This window comes from Chelativorans sp. M5D2P16 (assembly GCF_034427935.1).
Lineage (GTDB): Bacteria > Pseudomonadota > Alphaproteobacteria > Rhizobiales > Rhizobiaceae > Chelativorans.
This window is the reverse complement of sequence record NZ_JAXQNM010000040.1, coordinates 293383-319574: the sequence shown is the minus strand read 5'-3', so window position 1 is coordinate 319574 and position 26192 is coordinate 293383. Positions and strand designations below refer to the sequence as shown.

Below are 26192 nucleotides of genomic sequence, written 5' to 3'. Positions count from 1 at the left end.
AGCGCACGAAGCATGGCCTTGGCGAGACCGAAGACAAGATCCGGAAACGCTTGAAAGACAAAGAGTAACAGTGTGGGCCGCGACCACCGCGGCCCATCCGCCTAAACCCGCACGCTCGGGTCATTCATCGTCACGGTTCCCCGGCTGAAGCTTCCCCGGTTCGATATCCTCCATGCCGTGCATGACAGCGCGCGGGATGGCACTGGCGACCGTCTCGGGGCTGTTGGGGCCGGCTGCAAGGGGCATGGTCGTTCCCGTCCAATGTACAATCGGTCACCCTTTCCCGATATAGCGCTCACCGGCCGATTGTGCTCACCGCAGTACCATTTCGACGGCTGATCCTTGCCGCGTGAATAGCCGAATCCTCCCCATGCCGGGCATTCCGGACGCTCGCAATAGTGCTCGTCGATGCCGGCCGGCGTGGAAGAGGGTACCTCGGCGCCGTTCGGACTGTCGCTCACAGTAAGGATCCCTGGGCGGATGCCGGTTCGTTTTCCGGAACGGCTGGTGCGTCAACGATCGTCAGCATGTCATCGGGGAGCGGCCGCTGCAGCGCTTTCGCATCGTCCCATGGCGCCGTCAGCCAGGTCTCGACTTCCACCTGGGTGGTCAGGATGACCGGGATGGCTTTCTGGTGGATCGGTTTCACGATGCCGTTCGGCGCGCACGTCATGAAGGCGTAAAGCTCGAAATCCTGTTCGCCGTCGCGCACGCGGCGGATGCCGCGCCAGGGCGTCCACATGCCGGCGAAGAAGGCGAGCGGAAAAGCTGGTGAACGGCACGACGCAGCGACTTTCCACGCCCAGCCAGCGGCGCCAATGTGGAGAGTTGACATTGCGGATGTTGGTCACGCCGCGGTCTGCCTTCCCCTTCACGAACTGCGGCGGCGTCGGCATGCCCCAGTTGAGCATGGCCAGCTCGCGCGCTCCGTCATGTGCATTGCGGACCACCGGCGCGCGGTAGTTCGGATAGATCTGCAGCGAAGGCTCGTTCCAGAAGGCGTTGTGGCGCATCGCGCGCGTCCAGCGGATAATCGCCTCCTTGGCGGTCGTGAGGTTGTAGAGATTGCACATAGCGCGACGAGTTGGTCGAGGAGAACCCCAATGCCGCTCCCCGTCCAGATCGAGCGGCTGATCGTGGAGACCAAGCGCGACAAGCCGCACTGGGGCGCCAGGAAGTTCCGGGAGCTGCTTATCAGGAAGATGGCCGGCGACGTACGCGTTCCGGCCAAAAGCACGGTCCACGCGGTGCTCGATCGCCGTGGCCTTGTGAGCCAGGCCCGCAAGAGGAACCGGGCTCACAAGGCCATGGGCACGCCGTTGTCGCAGGCGGTGGCGCCCAACGATTTGTGGTGCGCCGATTTCAAGGGTGAGTTCCGGCTTGGCAATCGCCGCTACTGTTACCCCCTGACGGTCACTGACCAGGCCTCACGCTACCTGCTCATCGCCGAAGTCCTTGAATCGACGAAGGAAGCGCCCGTCATCGAGGCCTTCATCCGCCTCTTCAGGGAACGCGGCCTGCCGGCCGCCATCAGAAGCGATAACGGCCTTCCCTTCGCCTCTCCCAACGGCCTCTATAACCTGTCGAAGCTGTCGGTCTGGTGGCTCAGGCTCGGCATCGCCATCGAGCGCATCAAGCCGGGACATCCGCACCAGAACGGCCGTCACGAGCGCATGCACCTGACCTTGAAGAAGGAGGCGACCAAGCCGGCCGGCATGAACATCCTCCAGCAGCAGGACCGTTTCGATCGTTTCGTCAGCGAATTCAACGAGGAAAGGCCGCACGAGGCGCTCGACATGCAGATGCCGGCCGAACTCTATACACCCTCCTCAAAAGCCTATCAGGGCCTGCCGGAGCTGGACTACCCCTTCCATGATAAGGACATCCTGGTCACCGCCTGCGGCCGCATCTGCATGCACCGCAAGAAGGTCAACGTCTCGACCGTGCTCGCCGGTCAGAGGCTCGGAATCAAGGAGGTCGACGATGGCATTTGGCTCGTGAGCTTCATGCACTATGATCTGGGATATATCGACCTGGAGCAGAGAACCTTGCAGACCATCGACAATCCGTTCGGCACGAGATTGTCACCCATGTCTTAGGTACAATCTATTACCTATGTCTCCGGGTCGTACAGTTGAGCGGTGGCGCACCCATCAGGATTCGAACCTGAGACCTTCGCCTTCGGAGGGCAGCGCTCACGCCATCGACCGAAGATGAGTGCCCCGAGCAACTGTTGCGAGCCCCTACGATTGGCCCCGCGAGAACAGGGGATATCTCGGTGACGGCACCATCCGATTTTTACGCCACGCTTTCCTTTTGCCGCCCACCTTTAAGTGGAGTCTTCCATCACACCAGTTCGATCGCTTTCTATCGGGAAGACCTTCATTTCGAGGAGAGTACTGATGACCCGGTCCGCAGAGTCAAATATCAGGAGAACTATCCGACGGCATCAACTCCACGAGATTGTACCGCTTGCCGACACTACGATATACGAGATGGAGCAGCGCGGAGAATTCCCGCGTCGCTTCTATTTGACGTCCCGTTGCGTCGTTTGGGACCTGGCCGAGGTGGAGGCATGGATCGAAGAGCGGCGCAAGGTATCGGACGCCAAGATCGCCCGGCGTGCGCCCATGCCCGATGTCCGTCTGCGGAGGACCCGCCCCGTCAAACGCTAGGATCGGGAGCCAGCAGGTCCATCGATGGCGGATAGAGGGTCGGCGTATACTTCTGCCCAGCTGCCCAGGCGTCCACCAGATTGGCCCATTCCTGCAACATGTGCCGGCGCTGGTGTTCGTACTCGGCCTTGTTGTAGACGCCTCGGGACGAACGGCCATCCTCGTGCGCCAGGCACTTCTCGATCCAGTCGCTGTTGAAGCCGAGTTCGTTCAGCAGCGTCGATCCGGTCTGCCGAAGATCGTGGACCGTAAACGGCTCGAGCGGTAGATCTTGTTCCTTTGCACGTTTGATGATGGCCATTGTGACACGGTTGAACGTCGCGCGCGACATCGGCGCATCGGCATGATAGCGCGACGGAAGAAGATACTTGGAATTTCCGGAGCAGGTCTTGAGTGCGACCAGGATGTCAAGCGCCTGCTGGGCCAGATAAACGTTGTGCGGCTTGGACCGCTTCATACGCTCCTTCCGTATCGACCACACCGCATTCTCGAAATCGACCTCATCCCAGGTCGCATCCTGCAGCTCGCTCTTACGCACCATCGTCAGGAGGATCAGCTTCAGGCCGAGCCGGATCGTCGGCAGCGTCGCCACATGCTCGAGCTGGTCGAGCATGATCCGGATCTCCGCCGGCGACAGCGCCCGGTCCTTCGGTGCGAAGGTCGCGATCGACGAAGGTCCGACCTCTTCGGCCGGATTGGCGACCTTCTCGCCATTCAGGATGGCAAACCCATAGATCTGCTTGACGATGTCGCGAACGTGTATTGCGGTCGCGGGAGCGCCCCGATCCTTCACCTTAGCGCATAGCGCCCGGAGGTCATCGGGCTCGATCTCGGTGAGCAGCCTCTTGCGGAACTTGGGCAGGATGTCGCGCTCATAGATAGCCCGGCGCATGGCTCGCGTGCTGTCGGCCATCGGCGCCACTTGGAAATAGCGCTCGCCGAACTCACCGAAGCTCTTGGCCTCCTTCAGACGCCGCTTCTGCTGCTGCTTCTCCCGCGCCGGAGATCGGCCCTCCTGCACCGCCCGCTTCGCATCGATCAGCTTTTCACGCGCTCGAGCCAGGGAAAGGCCGGCAGGTCCGTACCGGCCCAGAATGACCGTCTCCCGACGGCCGTTAAGGCGGTAGTCATAGCGGAAGCTGATGGCTCCAGTCGGCATGACGAGCACGTACATGCCGTCACGGTCCGTCACCTTGTACTTTTTATCTCGCGGCTTCAAAGCCTTAAGGGCTGTATCGGTCAACATTGTCCCTCCGAGAACGGCCGAAAAATGAGGGATAGCCGCCGAAATGTCCGTCAGGCCATTTTCACGCCCTCTGGACAATTATTTTTCTTTGTTTTCAGAGCAATAAGCTCAAAAAAAGTCCGTCAGAGGCCTTCACATCGCTGACGGTACTTTCAATTCGCGTCGGTAGCAAGGCTTCGGAGGTCCGTCACGCGGTCCGTCATTCGCAACGCTTGCGGGGCGATAGATCGTGAAGGACGGCGAACCTTTTTTCTTACACATCAATTGTTTATGTCGCATTCTGGCGTGCCGCCGAATACTCCCGGCATGGCCTGAATCATTCCCACTCGATCGTTCCCGGCGGCTTGCTCGTTACGTCGTAGACGACACGATTGATGCCTTTGACCTCGTTGATGATGCGGGTGGCGGCGCGGCCGAGGAAGTCCATGTCGAAGTGGTAGAAGTCGGCGGTCATGCCGTCGACGGAGGTGACGGCGCGCAGCGCGCAGACATATTCGTAGGTGCGACCGTCGCCCATCACGCCCACCGTCTGGACGGGAAGGAGCACGGCGAAGGCCTGCCAGATGGCGTCATAGAGGCCGGCCTTGCGGATCTCATCGAGATAGATGGCGTCGGCCGAGCGCAGGATTTCGAGTTTCTCGCGCGTCACCCCGCCGGGGCAGCGAATGGCAAGGCCGGGGCCCGGAAAGGGATGACGGCCGATGAAGTGGTCGGGCAGGCCGAGTTCTTTCCCAAGCACGCGCACCTCGTCCTTAAAGAGCTCGCGCAGGGGTTCCACCAGGCTCATGTTCATGCGCTCGGGCAGGCCGCCCACATTGTGGTGTGACTTGATGGTGACGGAGGGACCGCCGGTGAAGGAGACGCTTTCGATCACATCGGGGTACAGCGTTCCCTGGACGAGGAAATCCGCACCGCCCAGCCTCGATGCCTCGTCCTCGAACACCTCGATGAAAAGCCGGCCGATGGTCTTGCGCTTCTTTTCGGGGTCGCTCTCGTTCTCCAGCGCACCGATGAAGCGGTCGGAGGCATCGACCAGGATCAGCGGCACGTTGTAGTGCTCGCGGAACATCTGCACGACCTCGGCCGCTTCGTTCTTGCGCATCAGACCGTGGTCGACCAGGATGCAGGTGAGCTGCTCGCCCACCGCCTCGTGCGTCAGCAAGGCGGCCACAGAGGAATCGACGCCGCCGGAAAGGGCGCAGATCACTTTGCCGTCGCCCACCTGATCGCGGATCGCGGCAATCGCCTGATCGCGATAGGCGGCCATGGTCCAGTCGCCGGCGAGCCCGGCTATTTTGTGCACGAAATTGGCGATGAGCTTCGCGCCGTCGGGCGTGTGGACGACCTCCGGATGGAACTGCACGCCGTAATATCTGCGCTTGTCGTCGGCGATGGCCGCGAAGGGCGCGCCGGCGGAGGTGCCCACCACCTTGAAGCCGGGCGGGATCGCCGTCACGCGGTCGCCATGGCTCATCCACACCTGGTGCCGGGTGCCGGGGGCCCACACGCCTTCGAAAAGGGCGCAATCCTCCTCGACCTCCAGGAAGGCGCGGCCGAACTCGCGATGGTCGCTGCCTTCCACCTTGCCGCCGAGCTGGGCGCAGATGGTCTGCTCGCCGTAGCAGATGCCGAGGACCGGCACGCCCGATTCAAAAACGACTTCGGGGGCGCGGGGGCTGCCGACGTCGGCGGTGGAGGCGGGACTTCCGGACAGGATGACCGCCTTGGGCTGCAGGCGGCGGAACGCCTCCCCGGCAAGCTGGAAGGGGGCAATCTCCGAGTAGACGCCAGCCTCGCGCACGCGCCGCGCGATGAGCTGCGTGACCTGGCTGCCGAAATCGACGATGAGAACGGTGTCGGGATGTTTGGTGATGCTCATGGTGCTCCAACGGGTCCGGGTGAAAAGCGCCGGAAAGCGGCCTGGGCAATGACCCGGCAAAGCCTCCGTTGCAATGCCATATAGGAACCTTTGCACCGCTGCAATGCGGCCGACAGCGCCCCGAAGCCTCACGCTTTGCCGAAGCGGCGCAGTGGGTCGTAGGGGCTGTCGGGATTGACGTCCAGATCGACGATTTCGACACAGCTTTGCGGCCGCCGATGGCTGGAGCCGGCACGCCAGGGGCCGTCGCGAAGCCGAACGCCGCTCGCCTTGGAAAGCGAAAAACACTTCCACTGCCCTTCCTTGGGAAGTCCGCTCCTGCTGCCGCCGGCAAACTGGTAGACAAGCGCGGCCTCCCGCCCCTTGCTGTGCCCCAGGATGACCGGACAGACCTCGCGCGGATAGCCGTCATAGGTGCAGATGACCTGTTTGCGGCCTGCCATGGCCTGCGCGAACAGCTGGTAGGTCGAACTCGGCATCGCATTTCTCGTATGCTCAAGAGATCCACTGGGGAATAGCTAGGTGCCCCGAGGGCAAAATGCAGACCGATCTCGGCATCTGCGATGGCGCTTGCTTTCGTTCTCTATTTGTTCTAATATCTCGACCGGATTTGGGGGCGTGTATGGAGTGACGGAAGTGCCCCCGGTGCAAAGTGCGTTTCCGTTCTACCTCGACGGCCCCGCCAGGCCCGCGAAACCCGAACGGCTGATGTTCCTGCTGTTTCCGGACAAGGAAACAGCCCTTCGGGTATGGTGGTTCGCAGGACAGTTCATCCGGAAAAGCGGACTGCAAGGCAGGCGGATCAAGTGGAAGCGCCTGCACATATCGCTGCAGCATGTTGGAGACTACAGCTGCCTGCGGACGAAATTCATCTATGCGGCAAAGCAGGCCGGAAACGCCGTGGCGACGTGCCCGTTCGAGGTGACCTTCCGCTCTGTGGGAAGCTTCGAGGGGGCGCCGGCGGTCGCGGGCCGGCCGCGCAAGCGGCCGCTTGTCCTGCTCGCCGAGGGAGATGCGCTGCTGAATCTCCACGGGGTTCTCGGCGCCGCCATGGAAAGGAACGGCCTGAAAGCCTCGGCGGATTTCACGCCGCACATGACCCTTCTCTATGGTCGGCGGAAAGTGCCGTTCCAGCCGATCAAACCGATCCGCTTCACGGCGACCGCATTCGCCCTCGTCCACAGCGAGCTTGGGCTTTCGAAATATAACCTGATCAACCGTTGGTCGTTTCAGGGGTGACCTCAAGTCATCGCTTCGCTCCGGGCGGAAGCATGTGGCGTTCTATGCGCGTTCGAAGCCGGCGAAGTAAAAGCCGTCCGTGCCTGCCGAAGCGGGTGTCAGGGTGATGCCGCTGGCTTCATCCACGCGGGCGGCTGTCTGGTTGCCGGGAAAGCGATCACGCCACAGCGCGCCGTGGACGAGGGCGCGGAATTCGGGTGCGCGCGCCAGGAAAGCTTGCGCCTGTGCGCCGTTCTCCTCCTCGAAAATCGAGCAGGTGATGTAGGCAAGCCTGCCACCCGGCTTTACGTAGCGGGCGGCGCTGTCGAGGATGGCCATCTGTTCGGCGCAGCGGGCTTCGAGTTGTTGCGGGGTGAGCCGCCATTTGGCGTCCGGCCGCCGGCGCCACGTGCCGGAGCCCGTGCAGGGCGCGTCCACCACGACGAGATCCATCCGCCCCTCGAGCGCCTTCAGCGCATCCTCCTGCGCGATGACCTGGACATTGCGGCAGGCGGCGCGCTTCAGGCGCTCGAAGATGGGCGCGAGGCGCTGCCGGTCGGCATCATAGGCATGGATCTGGCCGCGGTTTTCCATCATCGCGGCCATGGCAAGGGTCTTGCCGCCCGCGCCGGCGCAGAAGTCGAGCACCTGGGCGCCGGGAGCGGCCCTGGCAAGTTCGGCGACGACCTGCGAGCCCTCGTCCTGCACCTCGAACCAGCCCCGGCGGAAGGCGGGCTCGGCCTGGACATTGGGGTGGCGCCGGTCACCCTCGACCGGGGGAATACGCATGCCATGGGACGCAATACGGGCGGGCACGGCCCCGACCCGCGACAGGGCGGCGAGGACCTTTTCGCGCCCGGCCTTCAAGGTGTTGGCACGCATGTCGAGCGGCGGCCGGGTGGCCAGGGCCATCCCCTCCTCCACCCAACCCTCGGCAAATGCACGTGCCATCATCGGCTCGCACCATGCCGGCACGCTGGCACGGACGGCGTCGGGCAGGTCCTGCCGAAGCCGGGTAACGAGCATCGCCTTCTCGGCATCGTCCAGAGGCGGCGGTGCGAAACTGTCATCGGCAAAGGCGGCCTCCAGCGCCTCCGGCCCTTTGCGGTTCTCCAGGAGGAAGCCGCCGAGGGCGAGCGCGCGCGGCGTGTCCGCGTCGAAAAGGAAAGCGGCCGCGCGCCGACGCCGCAGCCCGTCATAAACGAAATTGCCGATCGCCGCCCGGTCGCCTGCTCCAGCGAAACGATGCGACAATCCCCAGTCCCGCATCGCTTCGGCCGCGGGCCTGTGACGCGTCTCGATGTCCTGGAGAATCTCGATGGCTGCCGCCAGCCTGCCGCCGAGGCGCATGGGTGTTGCCTTTCCGGTTGCCCGTCTCGGCTCCTAGCTAAGCCGACCCGGCGGCGCAGACAAGCGCCCAATAGAAGAACGGGCGCGGATCGCTCCGCGCCCGTATTTCGCCTTCGTAAGGTAAGCGCTATTCGGCCGCCGCCTGCGGCGAGGACTCGGCGGTGGAGACGGCGTTGGCCTCGTAGCCGTGCATCTCCTTCAGCGCCTTGCGCACGCCATTGCCGTAGTCGGGGTGCACCTTGTCGAAATGGGCGAGCTGACGCTCGACGATCTCGCCCGGCACCCCAGCCATCGCCGCGGCGATGTTGTTGAAGAGCCGGTGCCTCTGGTCCCCGTCGAACAGATTGAAGAGCGCCCGCGGCTGGGAATAGTCGTCATTGCCGATGCGATGGTTGTAGCGATCGGCATCGCCGGAGATCTTCAGCGGCGGCTCCTTGGCGGCGGACTGCTCTACCGGACCATTCATCGAGTTCGGCTCGTAATAGGCATCCGCATTACCGGACTTGTGGCCGAAGAAGTTCATCTGGCCGTCCTTGTGGTAGTGGTGGACGGGGCAGCGCGGCGCATTGACCGGCAGCGCCTCGTAATGGGTGCCGAGCCGGTAACGGTGCGCATCGGCATAGGAGAAGATGCGCGCCTGCAGCATCTTGTCCGGCGAATGCGAAATGCCGGGCACGATGTTGGAGGGAGAAAAGGCCACCTGCTCGATCTCGGCGAAGTAGTTCTCCGGGTTGCGGTTCAACTCCAGCACGCCGATGTCGATCGGCGGATAGTCGCCGTGCGGCCAGACCTTGGTGAGGTCGAAGGGGTTGTAAGGTGTCTTGTCCGCATCGAGTTCGGGCATGATCTGCACCTGCACCTTCCACTTCGGGAAGTCGCCGTTCTCGATCGTGTTGAAGAGGGCCTCCTGATAGCTCTCTCGGGTCTTGCCGACGACCTTTTCCGCCTCTTCATTGGTGTGGAACTTATGGCCCTGCAAGGTCTTGAAGTGGAACTTCACCCAATAGCGCTCGCCGGCGTCGTTCCAGAAGGAATAGGTGTGCGAGCCGTAGCCGTTCATGAACATCGGCGCCGTCGGCAGGCCGCGGTCGGACATCAGGATGGTGACCTGGTGCAGGCTCTCCGGCGAAAGCGACCAGAAATCCCACATGGCCGTCGCCGAGCGCAAGTTGGTCTTGGGGTGCCGCTTCTGGGTGTGGATGAAGTCGGGGAACTTCAAGGGATCGCGCACGAAGAAGACCGGCGTGTTGTTGCCGACGAGATCCCAGTTGCCCTCTTCGGTGTAGAACTTGATGGCGAAGCCGCGCACGTCGCGCTCGGCGTCAGCCGCGCCGAGCTCGCCGGCCACGGTGGAAAAGCGCAGGATCAGCGGCGTCTCCGCGCCCGGCTGCAGCGCCTTGGCCTTGGTGTATTTGGAGATGTCGCCGGTGATCTTGAGCGTGCCGTAGGCGCCCCAGCCCTTGGCATGGACCACGCGTTCGGGGATGCGCTCGCGGTTCTGGTGCGCCAGCTTCTCGATAAGCTGATAGTCCTGCAGGAGAACGGGGCCGCGCTCGCCCGCCGTGATCGAGTTCTGGTTGTCCGGGATCGGTGCGCCCGCTGTGGTGGTGAGCGTCGGTTTATCGGCCATCGCAATTCCTCCTTGCTGGCGCATCCGCTCGTGGGAGTGCGCGGCTGAAAGACGGTGATTGGAACAGTTCCAGACTATATAGCCGGGCGTCCCCCAACTCCAATTGTCTTTCTTATTCTATGTGATAAGTTTTCCTTATGTTGCGATTGACACTCCGTCAGATGCAGTATTTCCAGCATCTGGCAGAAACCCTGCATTTCCGACGCGCCGCAGAGGCGGCCGGCGTCACGCAGCCCGCGCTTTCCGCCCAGATCGCGGAGATGGAGGCGCAACTGGGGGTGCGGCTGTTCGAGCGGGGTGGCGGCACCGTACGGTTGACCGCGGAAGCCCTGGAACTGCGCCCGCGCGTCGCGCGCATCCTGGCCGAGGTCGAGGATCTGGAAAATGTCGCCCGGCGCGGCCGGAGCGTGCTCGAAGGACCGTTCCGGCTGGGCGTCATTCCCACTGTCGCGCCCTATCTGCTGCCGCACCTGCTGCCGCTATTGAAGGAACGCTTTCCGGCGCTGCGCCTGGAGGTGCGCGAGGCCGTCACAGAAACGCTGCTGAGGGAGACGGGCAATGGCGGGCTCGACGGGATCATCGCCGCCGCGCCGCTCGACGCGCCGCAGCTCGTGCAGGAAACGCTCTTCGAGGACCGCTTCTACCTCGCCGTGCCGGAAGAGGAGGCGGAACGCATGGCGCCGCCGGTCGCCCAGGAGAGCATGGCGCTCGAGCGGTTGATGCTGCTGGAGGAAGGCCATTGCCTGCGCGCCCAGGCGCTGGCCGTCTGCGGCATGGTCAAGCCGGTAACGATGGCGAGTTTCGGCGCCACGAGCCTGGCAACGCTCCTGCACATGGTCTCGCACGGGCTGGGCGTGACACTGATCCCGGAAATGGCGCGTAAGGCGGCCGCGCTTCTGCCGCGCGTACGTGTGCTGCCATTCGCCGAGCCAGGACCTTCACGCACCATCTGTCTCGGCTGGCGCAAGACGAATCCCCGCCAAGCGGATTTCACGGCCATGGGTGCCGCCATCAGGGAAGTCCGGCGCGGGACCGCGACGACCGAGGCGCCGGGCACCGCCCGATCGCGGCCCCTGCGGAGTGCTGCAGGCCCGCTCAGCCTGCGCCCGGATAATTCGGGCTTTCGCGCAAGGCGTAGCGCTCAAACCCTTTTCGCAGAAGGCTTTGCACCGGAAGACGATATAACTCCTTGATTTGGCGTTTGTATTCTCCCCGCCGGCGCGAACGCCGCTGCTGTTCTAGCCGCGCGCTGCCTGTTCACAGATGGCCGATTCCCCAACTGCCTGACATCACGACAAGCAGCGTTCCGAGAAGGTAGAGCCCTCTGAAAATCCATTGGTTAATGCGCTCCGGTAGGCTTGAGCCCTCCATGGTTTCGATCTCCCAGCCCCGAATTGCCAGGGTTGCCCAGAAAAAGATGAGGCCGCCGATCGCTCCGAAGATCAATACGGCGATATTGTTCTCACCAATTTCGCGGAAGGCGATCCTGCCCATCATGAAACCGAGCGCCCCGATATAGGACACCACGCCGAGGGAGGTGAAAAACCCGCGTCGGACCGCCCGTGAGCGATATAGCATCCAGTCGTAACTATCTGGCCCCGGGAGTTGCAACGCGTCCGTTGCTTCTCTCGCGACCACCTCAGGATTTCTGAGGGTGAGGAAGACAAAGCGCACCTTCCCAAGCACTCCCGGATCGGGATCGTTAATCGCCATCCCACTTGTCCCCCTATACCACCATCCTGCCCCAGCCAGCAGGCCGCCATCTTTCGGTTGCGTTTTTTGTGCCCGGACCCATTCCGGGCACATTCAAGCGAAAATGCGGACATCCTGCTGACACGAACTGGCTGTCCGCACGCCCTGAAGGGTGATACCTGCTATCCCATTAATATTACTACGTTAACCGGAGAGCGAAATCGCCCCCTACCCGGCACCGGGATAATTCGGACTTTCGCGGGTGATCGTCACGTCGTGGGGATGGCTCTCGCGCAGGCCCGCGCCGGAGATGCGCACGAAGGTGGCCCGTTTCTGGAACTCCGGCAGGTTTTGCGCGCCGACATACCCCATGGCCGCCTTCAGCCCGCCCGTCAGCTGGTGCAGGACGCCAGCGGCCGGCCCCTTATAGGGCACTTGGCCCTCGATGCCCTCCGGCACGAGCTTCAACGTATCGCGCACCTCCGCCTGGAAATAGCGGTCGGCCGAGCCGCGCGCCATGGCGCCCACGGACCCCATGCCGCGATAGGCTTTGAAGGAGCGGCCCTGGTAGAGATAAACCTCGCCGGGGCTTTCGTCCGTGCCGGCCAGCAGGGAGCCGATCATGGCCGCGTCGGCACCGGCGGCCAGCGCCTTGGCCAGATCGCCGGAATATTTGATGCCGCCGTCGGCGATGACCGCCGCGCCGGCCTTGTGGGCGGCTTCCGCCGCCGCCATGATCGCCGAAAGCTGCGGCACCCCGACGCCCGCCACCACGCGCGTGGTGCAGATGGAGCCGGGGCCGATGCCCACCTTGACCGCGTCCGCGCCCGCGTCGATCAGTGCCTTCGTCCCGTCGGCCGTGGCCACGTTGCCGGCGACGATGCGCACGGCGTTGGAGATCGTCTTGGCGCGGGCGACGGCATCCAGGACCCGCTGGGAATGTCCGTGGGCTGTGTCGATCACCAGGAGATCGACCCCTGCATCGATGAGCCGCTCGGCACGCTCGAAACCATCGTCGCCGACGCTGGTGGCCGCCGCCACCCGCAACCTGCCCTGCGCATCCTTGCAGGCATGGGGGTTGAGCTGAGATTTCTCGATGTCCTTGACCGTGATCAGCCCGACGCAATTGCCGGCATCGTCGATGACCAGCAGCTTCTCGATGCGATGCTGATGCAGGAGGCGCTTGGCCTCTTCCTGGCTTACCCCTTCCTTCACGGTGATCAGGTTGTCGTGCGTCATCAGTTCGCGCACGGGCTGGGCCGGGTTCGAGGCGAAGCGGACGTCGCGATTGGTGAGGATCCCGATCAGCCGGCCGGTCGTGTGGCCGCCACGCCCGCCGTTCTCCACCACCGGGATGCCGGAGATGGTGTGGGCGTTCATGAGCGCATGCGCGTCGGCCAGCGTGGCGTCGGGGCCGATGGTGACGGGATTCACCACCATGCCGGACTCGAACTTCTTGACCTGGCGCACTTCCTCGGCCTGCTCAGCGGGCGTGAAATTGCGGTGGACAACGCCGATGCCGCCGGCCTGGGCCACGGCAATCGCCAGCCGCGCTTCGGTGACCGTATCCATGGCCGCCGACAGGATGGGTATGTTGAGCTCGACGTCGCCTGCGATGCGCGTGCGCACATCCGTCTGGCCCGGCATGACATCGGAATGTCCCGGCTGCAAAAGCACGTCGTCAAAGGTCAGCGCCTCGGCGCCGGTTGCGGTTTCGATGATTTTCGCCATGGCCGATCCTTGAAATAATGTGGGAGGCGGCCCGTCCCTGGCGGGACAACGGGCTGCCTCCTCGAATATGATTCCCTTTCAGGATTGGCGCTGGCTGGTACCACGTCTGCCGGGAATTGAAAAGACGGTGGATTGGCGCCATGGTGCACGCCTTGATTGAATCGCATTTTCACGAGGCGGGGCAGGATGAACGACGCCACACAACCGAGCCTGGCGGAGGGCGCACCCGGGGAACGCCGTCTCGAGCGGTTTTCCTTCACGGGCACGGCCGGCGAATATTTCGGCATCTGGATCGTCAACATCCTGCTAACGATCCTGACCCTCGGCATCTACTCCGCATGGGCGAAGGTGCGCCGGCAGCGCTATTTCTACGGCAACACGAAGCTTGCCGGCCGCAGCTTCGACTACCATGCACGGCCGATGCAGATCCTCATCGGGCGGATCGTCGTTCTGGCAGCGCTCCTCGTCTACAACGCCGTGGCCACGTTCTTCCCGATCGCGAGCCTTGTGCTGCTTGCACTTTTGATCGCCGTCACGCCGTGGCTCATCAAGCGGGGCCTGCGCTTCAATGCCCGCGTGACCAGCTACCGCAACGTCCGGCTCGACTTCCACGGCGGCTATTGGGGAGCCCTTCTGTCCTTCGTCATCGGCCCGGCCCTGGCCGCAGTCACCCTCGGCTTCCTGGCGCCGCTTGCCTCACGCTGGGCGTGGCGCTACACGCTTGGAAATGTGAGCTATGGCGGCCGCAAGATGGACTGCGACCCGCGGCTCAAGGCGCTCTACGGCCAATGGTGGCTGCCGGCGGTGATGGTGCTCTTGGGAACCGCGCTGCTCGGCCTGCTTGCCGTGGCAGTTTTTTTCCCGTTCGGCGGGGCGTTTCCGGGCGCGGACCTCGGGCTCGCCTTCCTACCGGTTGCCGTCTTCATCGCGCTTGCGCTGATCTACGGCGTGGCCGGCCTGTTCTACCGCGCCGGCGTGCGCAACGTCGCCTTCAACGCGGCGATGCTCGACGGCCGCCATCAATTCGTCTCAACGCTCGGCCGGCGCCGCTACGCCTGGATTTCGACCACGAACTTCCTGGCGACCATCTGCACCATCGGTCTGGCACGCCCCTGGGCCGCGGTGCGTATGGCACGTTACACGGCCACGGCCACGGCGGTCCTCGTCAGCGGCGTGCTCGACGACTATCTCAATCAGGTGGAGGAGACCGGTCCTGCCGTGGGTGCCGAATATATGGACGTGGAAGGCATCGACTTTGGGTTCTGACTGCCCAACCATTACCGGCGTCTGGCATCCCCCGCGCTCCAGCCGGGCGGTGCCCTCCCGGTTCACGACAGCCGACGGCATGGCCACCGTCACCGATGCCGAAGGAGAGGCCGCACTTGCCACGGGCGCCGTTGACGGCCTGGCGATCTCGGCCCGTGTCGGCGCCGTCCCGCGCCGCATCACCTTTGAGGACGGTAGCGTCTTCGAGACCGAGGATAACGACGCCATCGACCGCTGGCTGGGTGCGCTCTACGGCCGCCGGGCGGGGCTCGTGCACCGGCTGGAGCGCTTTCACCCGCGGCTCGTGCTTTTTGTGGTGCTTGTCGCCCTGCTCTGCGTTGGGCTTTACCGCTATGCTCTGCCGGTTACGGTCGAGGCGGCGGTGGCGCTGACGCCGCCGGCCGCCCCGCGCCTGATGAGCCAGGGCGTGCTTTCCTCACTGGACAAAGCGGTTCTTTCTCCCTCGCGCCTCGAGGAAGCCAGGCGTGCGGCGATTACCGAGGAGTTCCGCGCTCTTGCCGCGCTGACGCCCGAAGGCGCTGACGCCTTCGAGCTTAACTTCCGCGAAGGCGGCATCATCGGGCCCAACGCCTTCGCGCTTCCCGACGGTACGATCATCCTGACCGATGAGCTGGTGCGGCTTGCACAGGGCGAAGACGCCGTGCTCGGCGTGCTGGCGCACGAGATCGGCCACGTTGTGCACGAGCACAGCCTGCGCCGCCTCTATCGCGCAGCCGGCGTGACCGCGCTCATCATGTTCATCGGCGGCGATGTCGGCTCGGGTGTGGAGGAGGTGCTGGTCCAGGGCTCGGGGCTGCTGACGCTTTCCTATTCGCGCGCGCAGGAAAACGAGGCCGACCGCTACAGCGTCGAATTGATGGCGAAGGCGGGCCGGGAGCCCACGGGCCTAGCGCGCCTCTTCGAGGTGCTGCGCGACCGATACGACGACGTTAGCGGCAACGACTTTCTCTCCACCCACCCGGCAACCCCAGACCGCATCGAGGATATCCGCCGGCATGCCCAGGAGGTGGAGGGGCGGTAGGCGCTGCTGGCATCCCCTTTCCGTCCCTGCTGGCTTTGACAAGTCGCGGCGGAAGGCCGATACGGTCTGCGCCGACGATCTTTTCCGTTTTTGCCGGCGGTTCCGCGAAACGAAACGGACGCTCAGCCTTGAACCGCAGCCTGCCGTTGATCCTTGCCGTGGCGCTCTTCATGGAGCAGATGGACTCCACCATCATCGCCACCTCCCTGCCCGCGATCGCCGCCGACATCGGCACCAGCCCGGTCACGCTGAAGCTGGCCCTGACCACCTATCTGGTGGCGCTGGCCATCTTCATCCCCGTCAGCGGGTGGATGGCCGACCGCTTCGGTGCCAAGCGGGTCTTTCGGCTCGCCATCGGCGTCTTTGTCCTGGGTTCGGTCGCGTGCGCGCTCGCCCAGTCGCTGCCGGCCTTCGTGCTGGCGCGTTTCGTGCAGGGAATGGGCGGGGCGATGATGACGCCGGTGGGACGGCTTGTGCTGGTGCGGGCGACACCGCGCAATCAACTGGTCTCGGCGATGGCCTGGGTCGCCGTGCCGGCGCTGATCGGCCCGCTCGCCGGCCCGCCGGTCGGCGGCTTCATCACCACCTACTTCTCCTGGCATTGGATCTTCATCATCAATGTGCCGATCGGGCTGGCCGGGATCGTGCTTTCCGGGCGCATCCTGCCCGACTTCGAACCGGACGCGCGCCAGAGACTGGATTTCAAGGGTTTTCTCCTGGCGGGGCTGGCCGCAGCCGGCCTGGTATTCGGGCTGTCCGTCATCAGCGTGCCAACCCTGCCGCCTTCCGTCGGCTTTGCCACTGCCGGCCTCGGCGTGGCGATGACATGGCTCTACGTGCGTCATGCACGGCGGTCGACGCGTCCAATCCTCGATCTCCAGCTTTTCAGGAACCGCGCATTCCGCGCCGCCATCCTCGGCGGATCGCTGTTCCGGATCGGACTCGGCGCCGTGCCCTTTCTCTTGCCGCTCATGTTCCAGGTCGGTTTCGGCCTGTCGCCGTTCCAGTCGGGGCTGCTCACCTTCACCTCCGCCTTCGGCGCTATCGCGATGAAGTTCATCGCCAGCACCACGCTGAGGACCGCCGGCTTCCGTCTGGTGCTTGTGACGGCCGCCCTGGCCGGCAGCGGGTTCATCGCCGTCAACGCGCTCTTCACGCCCGCAACGTCCCACGCCGTCATCATTGCCGTGCTGGTGGCAGCGGGTTTCTTTCGCTCCCTGTTCTTCACCTCGGTCAACGCGCTGGTCTTTGCCGAGATCAGCGACAAGGAGGCGAGCCAGGCGACGGCGATCGCCGCGGTGAGCCAGCAGGTGAGCATCGCCCTCGGGGTGGCGATCGGCGGCGGTATCCTCGAGGCGACCGTGCGCGCAACCGGGGCGCCGCTCGGCCTTGACGCCTTCTTCAACGCCTTCGTGGTCGTCTCGATGATGAGCGCATTCGCCGTTCTGCCCTTCCTAAAGCTGCCGGCAGACACGGGAAGCGCCGTGTCGGGCCACCGTCACCGAGCGGCGGAGACGAAGCATACCGCCGCCGCCGAATAACGGCTCAGGCAGGCGCGGCGCCCTTGAACTCCCTGGCGAGCAGGTAAAGTTCCACTGATTCGCTGCGCGAGGCGGGTGGCTTAACGTGGTGGACGAAGCGGAAATTGCGCTTGAGCATGGAAAGCAGTTCCGCCTCCGCCCCGCCCTGAAAGGTTTTGGCGAGGAAGTGCCCGCCGGGGGCCAGCACGTTGACGGCGAAGTCGGCCGCCGCCTCGCACAAATGCATGGTGCGCAGATGGTCGGTGCGGCGGTGGCCGGTGGTCGGTGCGGCCATGTCGGACAAAACGACATCGGGCGGGCCGCCGAGGAGCGCGATCAGCCGGTCCGGCGCGTCGTCGTCCAGAAAGTCGGTCTGCAGAATGGCCGCGCCCGGCACCGGGTCCATCTCCAGATAGTCGATGCCCACGACGCTCGGGCTTTCGGGATCGGAGCGCACGCGCTCGGCCGCCACCTGCGACCAGCCGCCGGGGGCGGCCCCCAGATCGATCACCTTCATGCCGGGCTTCAGGATCCCGTACCTGTCGTCGATCTCCGCCAGCTTGTAGGCGGCGCGCGAGCGCATGCCCTCCGCGCTGGCACGATGGACGTAGGGGTCGTTCAGGTGGCGCTCCAGCCAGCGGCGGGAGGAGTTCTTCAGGCCGCGCTTCTTCTTCACCCGTGTCCTGAGCGCACGCGCGCCGGCGCCGGCCTTCGCCCCCTTCTTCATCCGGCTTCGACCCTCGAGCGCTTCCGGCGCCGCCACACGCCGTCACGCGCCATCATCTCGTTGAGCATGCCCTCGCGCAGGCCGCGGTCGGCCACCCGCAGGCGCTCGGCCGGCCACTGGCGGCGGATGGCTTCCAGGATCGCGCAGCCGGCGAGCACGAGATCGGCCCGCTCTGCGCCGATGCAGGGATTGGCCTTGCGTTGCTCGAAGCTCCAGCCGAGGATGGTCTCGATCATCCGGTCGACGTTGACGCGTTCCATCCACAGCCCGTCGACGCGCCGGCGGTCATACCGCCTCAGGCCGAGATGCACGCCGGCCAGCGTCGTCACCGTGCCGGATGTGCCCAGAAGGTGGAAACGCTCCCCGGAAACGAGATGGGCCAGCCGCCCGCCCCCGTCAAAGCGCTCGAGCATGGCCGATACATGCGCCACCATCGCCTCGAAGCGCTCGCGCGTGACTTCACGGCCGCCGAAGCGCTCGGCGAGCGAAACCACGCCGACGGGCAGCGAGGTCCAGGAGACGATATGGTCCGCCAGGCGCGGCGTGCGGTGGCGCGACAGGTCGATGAGCGCGATCTCCGACGAGCCGCCGCCGATATCGAACAAGACGAGACCGTCGGTCTCGCGGGTGACCAGCGAACTGCAGCCGGAGACGGCGAGGCGCGCCTCGGTGCGCCGATCGATGATCTCCAGCGAAAGCCCGGTCTCGCTGTGCACGCGTTCGATGAAATGGCCTCCGTTCTCGGCCGAGCGGCAGGCCTCCGTGGCGATCATGCGCAGGCCAGCGAGCCTGCGGTTGCCCAGCTTCTCCGCACAAACCGCCAGCGCCTCGACGGCGCGGTCCATGGCCGCCTGGGTCAAACGCCCGCTCGAGGCGAGCCCTTCGCCCAGCCGCACGATGCGGGAGAATGCATCCACCACCCGAAAGCAGCCCGGGCGGCCCGGCGTGGCGACGAGCAGGCGACAGTTGTTCGTGCCGAGATCCAGGGCGGCATAGAAGGTTTCGTCCGATCGGGAATAGGTCAGACGCGCCGCATAGGCGCGGCCGCGGCGCAGGGTCTCCGGTTCGCTGGATGCGGTCGGCGGGACAGCCGCCGGAGGTTGTGGACGCGTCTCGCACTCTGCCCCGTCACGGACAAAGACGCGGCGGCGCCCACGCTTTCTCCTGCGTTTGCGCTTGCGCTTCGCCGGGCCATCGCCCGCGAAACCCGAAAGGAGCGCCTGCGAGGGCTCCCCCTGTTCTTCGGCCACGTCGCCCCCGGCCGAGACGTGATCGCGAACGAGTTCCGCGACCGGTGGCGCGTCACCTTGCTCGTGCTCGTCCACCGCTGTTCCTTCTGCGCCGCGCGCACCAACGGGCGCTGCAGGCGTCTGACATTCCATGTTGGCGACACAGTAGCAGCGGGGCGCGTTTTGACCAAGAGCACAGGCGAAAGAATCCGGACAAGACCGTCACACCGCACCACCGACACGGATGCGGCCCGACGGATCCAGGGCCGGCGAATGAAACCGGCCTGGGTTGACTATTGCATGCAGATCGATAAATAGCGTGGAGCCACGCCGCCGTAGCTCTGGCCGGCATTGGGGAATAGTTTAACGGTAGAACAGCGGACTCTGACTCCGTCAGTCCTGGTTCGAATCCAGGTTCCCCAGCCACCTTCCACAAGTCATCGATATATAGCTACTTTCTGTGGCCTTCTCGGCGACATTTCAAAGGCTTGCGCGGCTGCGGGGCAAACAGAGACGCTGCTTTCACTCGGAAACGGGCCAGGAATGTCCCACCGTCTCAGCCAGCCAATTGGACGCTGAGAGTTTGCGGATAGGACCATCATCGATGCATCGGCCATGTCGGTGCCGCTCGGCGCCCGATGATGGGCAATGGTCATTATAAGGGTGGCGATTCTCAGAGTGTGGCGATGAGGCGCCGTTGCACCTGCCAGTCAGGCGGCAGGGCATTGCGCTGCAGCCATTGCGACGTCAGCCCGACCGGCTGATCGCCGAGGATAATCGCCTGCACGATGTCGGGTGCCAGGAAGGCCAGGTCGATCAGTTGCAGGATGCGCGGCTTGGAGGTGTTTTCGGCTGCGGCGATCTCATAGATCGTACGGCCTTGCCTGATCGCATCATAACAGCGATGCGCCCGGGCGATGTTGCGGATCAGGGTTTTGTCGACCGCCTTGGTCGCCGCACGCCCGATCACGAGCTTTGTTTCGACACCGCGCTTGCGGAATTGGAAGGAGGCGGCAAGGCGCAGCCGCTCCGCATTGAGCGTCGTGGCAGGAACACCCAGAATGCCCGCAACGGCATCGGCCGCGAGCGTGATGTCGATCTGCCCAGGGGCAATGGTCGCCCGCTCGATGCATGCGAGGAACATCGCCGGCTCTCGCTCGGGACCACCCGATGCATCGGCATTGAGTTGGTTTGCGATCCGGGCGATCTCATCGGCCGAGGGCTGGTGCAGGAGATCGACGGCGATATGATCGCGCAGCTGCCGCCCATCCACAACCCCTTCTTCTTCGAGGCGGCGATCTTGTCGCGGATGCGCTCGGCCGTGACCTCGCGCTCGAACTGGGCGAAGGAAAGAAGCACGTTCAGGGTCAGCCGGCCCATGTGGTCGCCGTGTTGAAGGACTGCGTCACTGATACGAACGAAGCTTCGACCGCATCCAGACGCTCGACCAGCTTGGCGAAGTCGGCCAGCGAGCGGGTCAGCCGGTCGAACTTGTAGACCACAATCTGATCGACCAGCCCTTCATCGACATCGTGCAGCAACCGTTGCAGCCCTGGCCTGACCAGCGTGCCGCCCGACAGGCCACCATCATCATAGTGCTCCGGCAGCAGCACCCAACCCTCATGCTTCTGGCTGGCGATGTAGGCGGCGCAGGCTTCGCGCTGGGCATGGAGCGAGTTGAACTCCGGCTCCAGTCCCTCCTCGGAGGATTTGCGCGTATAGATGGCACAGCGGATCTTCCTCATGACAAACCCAGACCGAAGAAGCGTGGTCCGGACCAGTGGGCGCCGGTGATCCTGCGGGCGACGGCGCTCAAGGAGCGATATGTCTTGCCGTCGAGTAGAAATCCCTTTTCCAGCACCTCGACCCGGTAGGTGCGGCCGTTCCACTCGCGCACCAGATGCGTGCCCGGACGCAAGATAACAGAGGATGCGCTCGCCGATGTTGCCGCTGTGCCGACCCCGTGTCGTGCCTCTTTCAAGGCAGTCTTGAGCGCTCTTCGGACCGCCGACGAATGTCCGCCATGCACCTTCAGCTGAGCCTCATGGGCCAGCGCCCGGCGCATGAAGCGGAGTGACATGTATTTTGGCGGTACCCGACCGAATTGCCGTTTCCATCGCGCGATGCATTCATCACGGTTCAATGCATCGAACACCGCGACGTCCGATGCAAGACGCTTCATGCATTCCCTTGTCATGCGCCGGACTCATCATGAGCGGCGGCTTGCTCGATCCGCCGGGCCGCGATCGCGTACAATTGAGACGTTCAATACCTCGGTGCCGTGTGTTGGCTCCTGCTGCAAGGCGATCAGATGCTCTGCCTTCCGCGGTCAGGCCCATGCCGAGCACCGGCTGGTTCGGCCGTTTTCGCTACCGAGGCCAGGTTTCGTGCGGTAGAAGCCGCCGCGGCGTTAGAATTTTCTTCCAAGATTTGCGCCGATTTTCAGTGATTTGTGAGACTTTGAATTTGAAGGGTCTTCAAAGGACGTTTGAGGGGTGTTTGAAGCCCGTTCGAGGGCCCGCGCGCAGGGCGCGAAACAGTTTTGCTTTTTGCCGGTCGACTGTTGCAGGGCGCGGTTCGGCCTGGCTATCGTTCCGGCAGTTCAAGCGTCACGGATATCCAACAAACATCGGCTTTCCCGCCTCGCGCGGGCCTTATGGAGATTGCCCATGCATTCGCCAAGCGAAGAGCTGTGCCCGATCGACAGGCTCACCCCCTACGCCAACAACGCACGCACGCATTCCAAGAAACAGATCAGGCAGATCGCCGACAGCATCAGGCGCTTCGGCTTCTGCAATCCGGTTCTCGTGTCCGACGACCATACGATCGTTGCGGGCCATGGGCGGGTCGAAGCGGCCAGGCTGATTGGCCTGACGGAGGTCCCGGTTCGCAAGCTGTCGCATCTGTCGCGCGAGGAGATCCGTGCCTACATTCTGGCCGACAACAAGCTGGCGGAGAATGCCGGCTGGGACCGCGAGCTGCTCGCCGTCGAAATGCAGGGCCTCATCGATCTCGATTTCGACATCGAGGTGCTGGGCTTTTCGACCACCGAGATCGACCTGATCATTGACGGCGAAGCCGCCGAGAAGCGCGGGCCTGATCCTCGTCTCGATGCGCCCGAGCCCGTCGCGGAAGGGCCGGCGGTGACAAGAAAAGGGGACATATGGCAGCTCGGTCCGCATCGCCTCTTATGTGCCGATGCGCGATCGGCAGACGAGGTCGGGCGCCTTCTTGGTGGTGAATGCGCGACGATGATGTTCACCGATCCACCCTATAATGTGCCGATCAACGGCCATGTCAGCGGGCTTGGCCGCATCAGGCATCGCGAGTTCGCCCTGGCTTCGGGCGAGATGGACGAAGCGGCTTTCACCGCGTTCCTGCGCCGGTCGCTCGAGACCGCGGTAGCCCACCTCAAGGGCGGCGCGATCGCCTATGTGTGCATGGATTGGCGGCACATGCGCGAGCTGCTGGAGGCGGGCCATGCCGTCTTCGACGAGTTGAAGAATCTCTGCGTCTGGAACAAGACCAATGGCGGCATGGGATCGTTCTACCGCTCCAAGCACGAGCTCGTCTTCGTGTTCAAGAAGGGTGGGGCAGCGCATATCAACAATTTCGGCCTCGGCGACAGCGGCCGCTATAGCACCAATGTCTGGGATTATCCGGGTATCAGTTCGCTCGGTGCAACGCGGGATGAGGAGCTGGCCATGCATCCCACGGTCAAGCCGGTCGTCCTGGTTGCCGACGCGATCCGCGACTGCTCCTGGCGCGGCAATCTCGTCCTCGATATATTCGGCGGATCTGGCTCGACATTGATTGCAGCTGATCAATGCGGCCGTGCGGCACGCTTGGTGGAGATCGATCCCCTCTGGTCGCTCTGAAGCACATCACCAGGGCCCATACTCTTCTGGCCGGTGTTGATCTTACCGACGCAGATCCGTCGACCTATAGCGGTATTCGCGCCCAACTCAACGCGATCAGGCGGACGCAACCTTCCTTGGGTGGTCGATTGAGGTCGAGTGGACTACCGTATTAAGCTTGCCCCCCGTGATTGCTTCACTTCGGGAGACCTTTGAGTTTTCCGTAAATTATAACGCTCCAGCAAAGTCTTATCTGCGCAAGTACCGGGATGAAAGACGCGCAATATCTTCGCATAGGGGCGGGATCGATATTGACCCCGATGCGGTGCAGGAAAGGTTGGAGACTCTCGGTTTCGTAAAGCGCAAACTTACCGCTGAGCAGCTTCGCGACGTTGCCGGAATGGCGACACTCGCGAACGGTGCCAATTTTTCTGTTCCTGGCGCGGGAAAGACAACCGTCGCCCTCGCAACGCACATGCTTACGTGCGAAGATGACACTCATCTCCTGATTATTGCGCCGAAGAATGCTTTCCCCGCGTGGAATGAAGTCGTCGATGATTGCTTGGCGGACGAGCTGGCCGAAGAGTGGTATCCGGTTCGGCTGACAGGCGGTTATGACGCCATTCGCGAGCAGCTTCGCGACCCGCCGAAGAGGATGCTGATTAGCTATGATCAGTTGACGAGGGTCCAGGATCAGGTCGCGCGTTTGCTCAGCACGCGCAAGACACACATCATTCTCGACGAAAGCCATCGGATGAAAGCTGGGGACCGCTCCCAGCGCGGATTGAGTCTGTTACGCATTGCGCATCTGCCGGCTCGTAAAGACATTTTGAGCGGCACGCCAATTCCCCGATCAATCGAAGATATCAAGTTACAGCTCGACTTTCTTTGGCCGGGGCAGGGTATCGGTCTGAGGGCGGCATCAGCACCGCACCCGCATACTGTTCTCAAAGGCCTGTACGTTCGAACGACCAAGCACGAGCTCGACTTGCCCCCGATTTCGCGGCACTTCGTTCAGGTTCCAATGTCTCCGCCGCAGATGGCGCTATACGCCATAATTCGTGAAGAGGTTCTCAAGCGGCTAACCGGCATCAAGGCGTCGGCCAATGTGGATTTAACGTCCGCTGCATCTAACCCGTTGTTGGTCGTGCGGCGGCTTACTCAGGAGGCCCCGGATACCTACCGGTACGATGATCCCAAGATTGAGGCGATTTTCACGAGTATTGTCGAGGAAGGTGACTCGGCGAAAATCCGTAGGGCATGCGAGCTTGCCCGCGAACTCGCCGATCAGGGCCAGCGGTCTGTTATCTGGACGAGCTTCACTGAGAATGTAGAGCGTATCTCCGAGGCGTTGTCGGACTTGGGCGCCACATACATCCACGGCGGGGTAGATACCGGGGACAGTGACGATCCGAGTACAAGAGAGGGGCGCATCCGGCTCTTCCATGAGGATTCCAGCGGGTGCCGAGTTCTCGTCGCCAATCCCGCTGCGTGCTCAGAGGGCATAAGCCTCCATCGAGCATGTCACCACGCAATCTATATAGACCGTTCGTTCAATGCCGCTCACTATCTTCAGTCTGTCGACCGGATTCACCGTCTAGGCCTACCCGAAGGGACGGAGACCCATATCTACATCCTCGAAAGCGTTACCCCACGGATCACAGGCTCCGTCGACTTCTCCGTACGCAGGCGATTGATCGACAAGCTACGAACGATGTCGTCGGCGCTCGATGATTTTGATCTTCAGCGTCTTGCGCTTGATGAAGAAGAGGGTGATGAGCCCATAGATTACGATATTACGCTCGACGATCTACGAGACGTGATCGACGAGTTGTCAGGCGAGGCACCTGAGCTTACAGAGGACGAGGTGCTGTGAACTCCATCGATGCCTATTTCCGGATGAGTGTAATCGATGGCGCACTCGCCGTCTGTGCGCATAAACGCAGCTACCCCGAATGTACGACCGAGATCGCGGTAAGGCAGCTACGGAACGGTCCTGCTGGATACGCGAGCCTTGATTATACTCGGGCCCTAGAACTCGGGAATACGGCCGGCTGGGATGCAATCGTCATCGATGGCGATCGCAGGACACAAGTCCGCGCCACCCTGCTACAGCTCGCACTTCGACTGCGTCCGTTCTGGGCGCGAACCGCTCACCTAGGGCGCCGGAGGGTGCTCTCCGTTGTTGGTGATGATCAATGGCAGTGTCTGGAGGCAGCAGGGCTCTTGGTAGAGCCCGCGGATGAAGATGTTGCAAAGTGGTGGGATACGCTTGCCGCGGTCTCCCGAGCGGCAGAAGAGCGACGCAAATTGGAGATCGGACGTGAGGGTGAGAGGCGGACCATAGAATATGAAAGCAAGCGGCTAAACGCCGAGGGCATCCCACAGGATCCTAAATGGGTTGCTCTGGATGATAATAGCAAAGGATACGATGTGCTCTCGTTTGATCGACTTGGAAGCGACGATTTGCAAAACAAGTGCATTGAGGTGAAGGCATGTGTCTATTCACCGACACACTTCCTCCTTACGCGGAATGAATGGGATTTTGCCGAGAAGCACAAGGCTGAAAGTGCTTTCCATATTTGGAATTTGGAAACCGAGGAACTCAAGGAGCTTCGCGTAGAGGATATGGCTAAGCATATACCAACGGATCAGGGCAATGGTCGTTGGGAGAATGTTGCTGTCGTCCTATAGCAGAAGCTGTCCCGTCTATTGTCCAGGTTCGGATATGGTTCCCCCGCGGCCTGATCGAAGGTCTGAGACGGGCGGAGGCGGACCTTCGCTGCCTAAACAAAACACGAGTGACGGATGATCGAAAGCGGACATTCAATTCCGAAGCTCCGATTGCAATACGCTCAATGCTGCCGCCCGTGGATTTGAGTCCGAGGAAGTCCATCCTTACACCAATGGACACGGCCCTGTTTGATCCAGAAATGACACCGGCACTCGTTTTGCTGATGCACCGACGGGTGGATTGATGGCCGCGCACAGAAGTCTTCCGAGACAATCCAGCGCAGCCGCTGGCTGGGATTCAAGGACAGATTGATGACCTCTCCGCAGCCGCCCGGGCATCTGAGGCAGGCTCATTCTTGACACCTCCACTTTCCACGAGTGTGAGGCTTTCGTTTAC

20 protein-coding genes, 2 tRNA genes and 5 pseudogenes are annotated in these 26192 nt (G+C 63.1%); 11 read left to right on the top strand and 16 right to left on the bottom strand.

The features are described 5' to 3' along the window. Positions 1–120 precede the first annotated feature (120 nt). Both SIN08_RS21775 and SIN08_RS21770 read right to left on the bottom strand, forming a co-directional pair. Positions 121–246, bottom strand: a complete 126-nt coding sequence (locus SIN08_RS21775) for a hypothetical protein (RefSeq protein WP_322453709.1) — start codon at positions 244–246, stop codon at positions 121–123. A gap of 211 nt (positions 247–457) precedes the next feature. Next, positions 458–1073 (bottom strand): annotated as a pseudogene (locus SIN08_RS21770) (SOS response-associated peptidase). Positions 1074–1109: 36 nt separating this feature from the next. Between SIN08_RS21770 and SIN08_RS21765 the strand changes: the two are divergent. After that, a pseudogene (locus SIN08_RS21765) lies at positions 1110–2099 on the top strand (integrase core domain-containing protein); the annotation flags it as partial. Between the two features lie 43 nt (positions 2100–2142). Here the strand turns inward: SIN08_RS21765 and SIN08_RS21760 are convergent. After that, a tRNA-Arg gene (locus SIN08_RS21760) sits at positions 2143–2221 on the bottom strand. Positions 2222–2402: 181 nt separating this feature from the next. Between SIN08_RS21760 and SIN08_RS21755 the strand changes: the two genes are divergently transcribed. After that, complete coding sequence (locus tag SIN08_RS21755) at positions 2403–2675, top strand: helix-turn-helix transcriptional regulator (RefSeq protein ID WP_322453707.1); 273 nt, start codon at positions 2403–2405, stop codon at positions 2673–2675. On the opposite strand, the gene SIN08_RS21750 is transcribed toward SIN08_RS21755, so the two are convergent. The 3 genes from SIN08_RS21750 to SIN08_RS21740 form a co-directional block, all read right to left on the bottom strand. Continuing rightward, entirely contained in the window at positions 2665–3921 is a 1257-nt protein-coding gene (locus tag SIN08_RS21750; RefSeq protein ID WP_322453706.1) for a tyrosine-type recombinase/integrase, read from the bottom strand. The two genes, SIN08_RS21755 and SIN08_RS21750, sit on opposite strands and share 11 nt — an antisense overlap. Positions 3922–4237: 316 nt before the next feature. Continuing rightward, positions 4238–5800, bottom strand: coding sequence for a glutamine-hydrolyzing GMP synthase (gene guaA, locus SIN08_RS21745; protein WP_322453705.1), 1563 nt, complete (start codon positions 5798–5800; stop codon positions 4238–4240). Positions 5801–5928: 128 nt separating this feature from the next. After that, positions 5929–6279: a hypothetical protein gene (locus SIN08_RS21740; protein WP_322453704.1), complete on the bottom strand. Its 351-nt coding sequence runs from the start codon at positions 6277–6279 to the stop codon at positions 5929–5931. A gap of 91 nt (positions 6280–6370) precedes the next feature. On the opposite strand from SIN08_RS21740, the gene SIN08_RS21735 reads away from it, so the two are divergent. Then, complete coding sequence (locus SIN08_RS21735; protein WP_322453703.1) at positions 6371–7039, top strand: 2'-5' RNA ligase family protein; 669 nt, start codon at positions 6371–6373, stop codon at positions 7037–7039. 42 nt (positions 7040–7081) lie between these two features. Here SIN08_RS21735 and SIN08_RS21730 read toward each other — a convergent pair whose 3' ends face one another. Both SIN08_RS21730 and katA read right to left on the bottom strand, forming a co-directional pair. Then, positions 7082–8368 carry an RsmB/NOP family class I SAM-dependent RNA methyltransferase gene (locus SIN08_RS21730; protein WP_322453702.1) on the bottom strand — a complete coding sequence of 429 codons (1287 nt, stop codon included), beginning with the start codon at positions 8366–8368 and terminating at the stop codon, positions 7082–7084. Positions 8369–8495: 127 nt separating this feature from the next. Continuing rightward, on the bottom strand, positions 8496–9998 hold the full coding sequence (gene katA, locus SIN08_RS21725; RefSeq protein WP_322453701.1) for a catalase KatA: 1503 nt from the start codon (positions 9996–9998) through the stop codon (positions 8496–8498). A gap of 137 nt (positions 9999–10135) precedes the next feature. Here katA and SIN08_RS21720 point away from each other — a divergent pair. Beyond that, a pseudogene (locus SIN08_RS21720) lies at positions 10136–11014 on the top strand (hydrogen peroxide-inducible genes activator); the annotation flags it as partial. Positions 11015–11255: 241 nt separating this feature from the next. Here the strand turns inward: SIN08_RS21720 and SIN08_RS21715 are convergent. Together SIN08_RS21715 and guaB are read right to left on the bottom strand one after the other, a co-directional pair. Beyond that, positions 11256–11711, bottom strand: coding sequence for a hypothetical protein (locus SIN08_RS21715; RefSeq protein WP_322453699.1), 456 nt, complete (start codon positions 11709–11711; stop codon positions 11256–11258). A gap of 207 nt (positions 11712–11918) precedes the next feature. Continuing rightward, the gene (gene guaB / locus SIN08_RS21710; RefSeq protein ID WP_322453698.1) at positions 11919–13421 is read right to left on the bottom strand and encodes an IMP dehydrogenase; all 1503 of its coding nucleotides are present in this window, start codon (positions 13419–13421) and stop codon (positions 11919–11921) included. Positions 13422–13607: 186 nt separating this feature from the next. On the opposite strand from guaB, the gene SIN08_RS21705 reads away from it, so the two are divergent. The 3 genes from SIN08_RS21705 to SIN08_RS21695 all read left to right on the top strand — a co-directional run bounded on the left by SIN08_RS21705 (position 13608) and on the right by SIN08_RS21695 (position 17270). Then, on the top strand, positions 13608–14687 hold the full coding sequence (locus tag SIN08_RS21705) for a YjgN family protein (RefSeq protein ID WP_322453697.1): 1080 nt from the start codon (positions 13608–13610) through the stop codon (positions 14685–14687). Then, the gene (locus SIN08_RS21700; RefSeq protein WP_322453696.1) at positions 14677–15729 is read left to right on the top strand and encodes a M48 family metallopeptidase; all 1053 of its coding nucleotides are present in this window, start codon (positions 14677–14679) and stop codon (positions 15727–15729) included. Before SIN08_RS21705 ends, SIN08_RS21700 begins: the two co-directional genes overlap by 11 nt. 128 nt (positions 15730–15857) lie before the next feature. Beyond that, complete coding sequence (locus tag SIN08_RS21695; RefSeq protein ID WP_322453695.1) at positions 15858–17270, top strand: DHA2 family efflux MFS transporter permease subunit; 1413 nt, start codon at positions 15858–15860, stop codon at positions 17268–17270. Between the two features lie 4 nt (positions 17271–17274). Here SIN08_RS21695 and SIN08_RS21690 read toward each other — a convergent pair whose 3' ends face one another. Beyond that, entirely contained in the window at positions 17275–17976 is a 702-nt protein-coding gene (locus tag SIN08_RS21690) for an RlmE family RNA methyltransferase (protein WP_322453694.1), read from the bottom strand. Further along, entirely contained in the window at positions 17973–19301 is a 1329-nt protein-coding gene (locus SIN08_RS21685; RefSeq protein ID WP_416208116.1) for a Ppx/GppA phosphatase family protein, read from the bottom strand. The genes SIN08_RS21690 and SIN08_RS21685 overlap by 4 nt, the downstream gene beginning before the upstream one ends. 256 nt (positions 19302–19557) lie before the next feature. Here SIN08_RS21685 and SIN08_RS21680 point away from each other — a divergent pair. Next, positions 19558–19631: transfer RNA gene (locus SIN08_RS21680), tRNA-Gln, on the top strand. Between the two features lie 247 nt (positions 19632–19878). On the opposite strand, the gene SIN08_RS21675 is transcribed toward SIN08_RS21680, so the two are convergent. From SIN08_RS21675 to SIN08_RS21665, 3 genes and pseudogenes are all read right to left on the bottom strand, one after another. Beyond that, positions 19879–20478 carry a hypothetical protein gene (locus tag SIN08_RS21675; protein WP_322453725.1) on the bottom strand — a complete coding sequence of 200 codons (600 nt, stop codon included), beginning with the start codon at positions 20476–20478 and terminating at the stop codon, positions 19879–19881. A 59-nt stretch (positions 20479–20537) separates the two neighbouring features. Further along, a pseudogene (locus tag SIN08_RS21670) lies at positions 20538–20950 on the bottom strand (recombinase family protein); the annotation flags it as partial. Beyond that, positions 20947–21387 (bottom strand): DUF2924 domain-containing protein, encoded by a 441-nt coding sequence (locus SIN08_RS21665; RefSeq protein ID WP_322453692.1) that lies wholly within the window; start codon positions 21385–21387, stop codon positions 20947–20949. The gene SIN08_RS21665 and the pseudogene SIN08_RS21670, both read right to left, overlap by 4 nt. A 487-nt stretch (positions 21388–21874) precedes the next feature. Here SIN08_RS21665 and SIN08_RS21660 point away from each other — a divergent pair, with 487 nt between their 5' ends. The 3 genes from SIN08_RS21660 to SIN08_RS21650 all read left to right on the top strand — a co-directional run bounded on the left by SIN08_RS21660 (position 21875) and on the right by SIN08_RS21650 (position 25756). After that, positions 21875–23083: a DNA methyltransferase gene (locus SIN08_RS21660; protein ID WP_322453691.1), complete on the top strand. Its 1209-nt coding sequence runs from the start codon at positions 21875–21877 to the stop codon at positions 23081–23083. A 316-nt stretch (positions 23084–23399) separates the two neighbouring features. Next, entirely contained in the window at positions 23400–24938 is a 1539-nt protein-coding gene (locus SIN08_RS21655; protein WP_322453690.1) for a DEAD/DEAH box helicase, read from the top strand. After that, positions 24935–25756, top strand: a complete 822-nt coding sequence (locus SIN08_RS21650; RefSeq protein ID WP_322453689.1) for a DUF3883 domain-containing protein — start codon at positions 24935–24937, stop codon at positions 25754–25756. Before SIN08_RS21655 ends, SIN08_RS21650 begins: the two co-directional genes overlap by 4 nt. Positions 25757–25917: 161 nt before the next feature. On the opposite strand, the pseudogene SIN08_RS23700 reads toward SIN08_RS21650, so the two are convergent. Beyond that, positions 25918–26133: pseudogene (locus SIN08_RS23700) on the bottom strand (DUF6527 family protein); the annotation flags it as partial. Between the last annotated feature and the right edge of the window lie 59 nt (positions 26134–26192).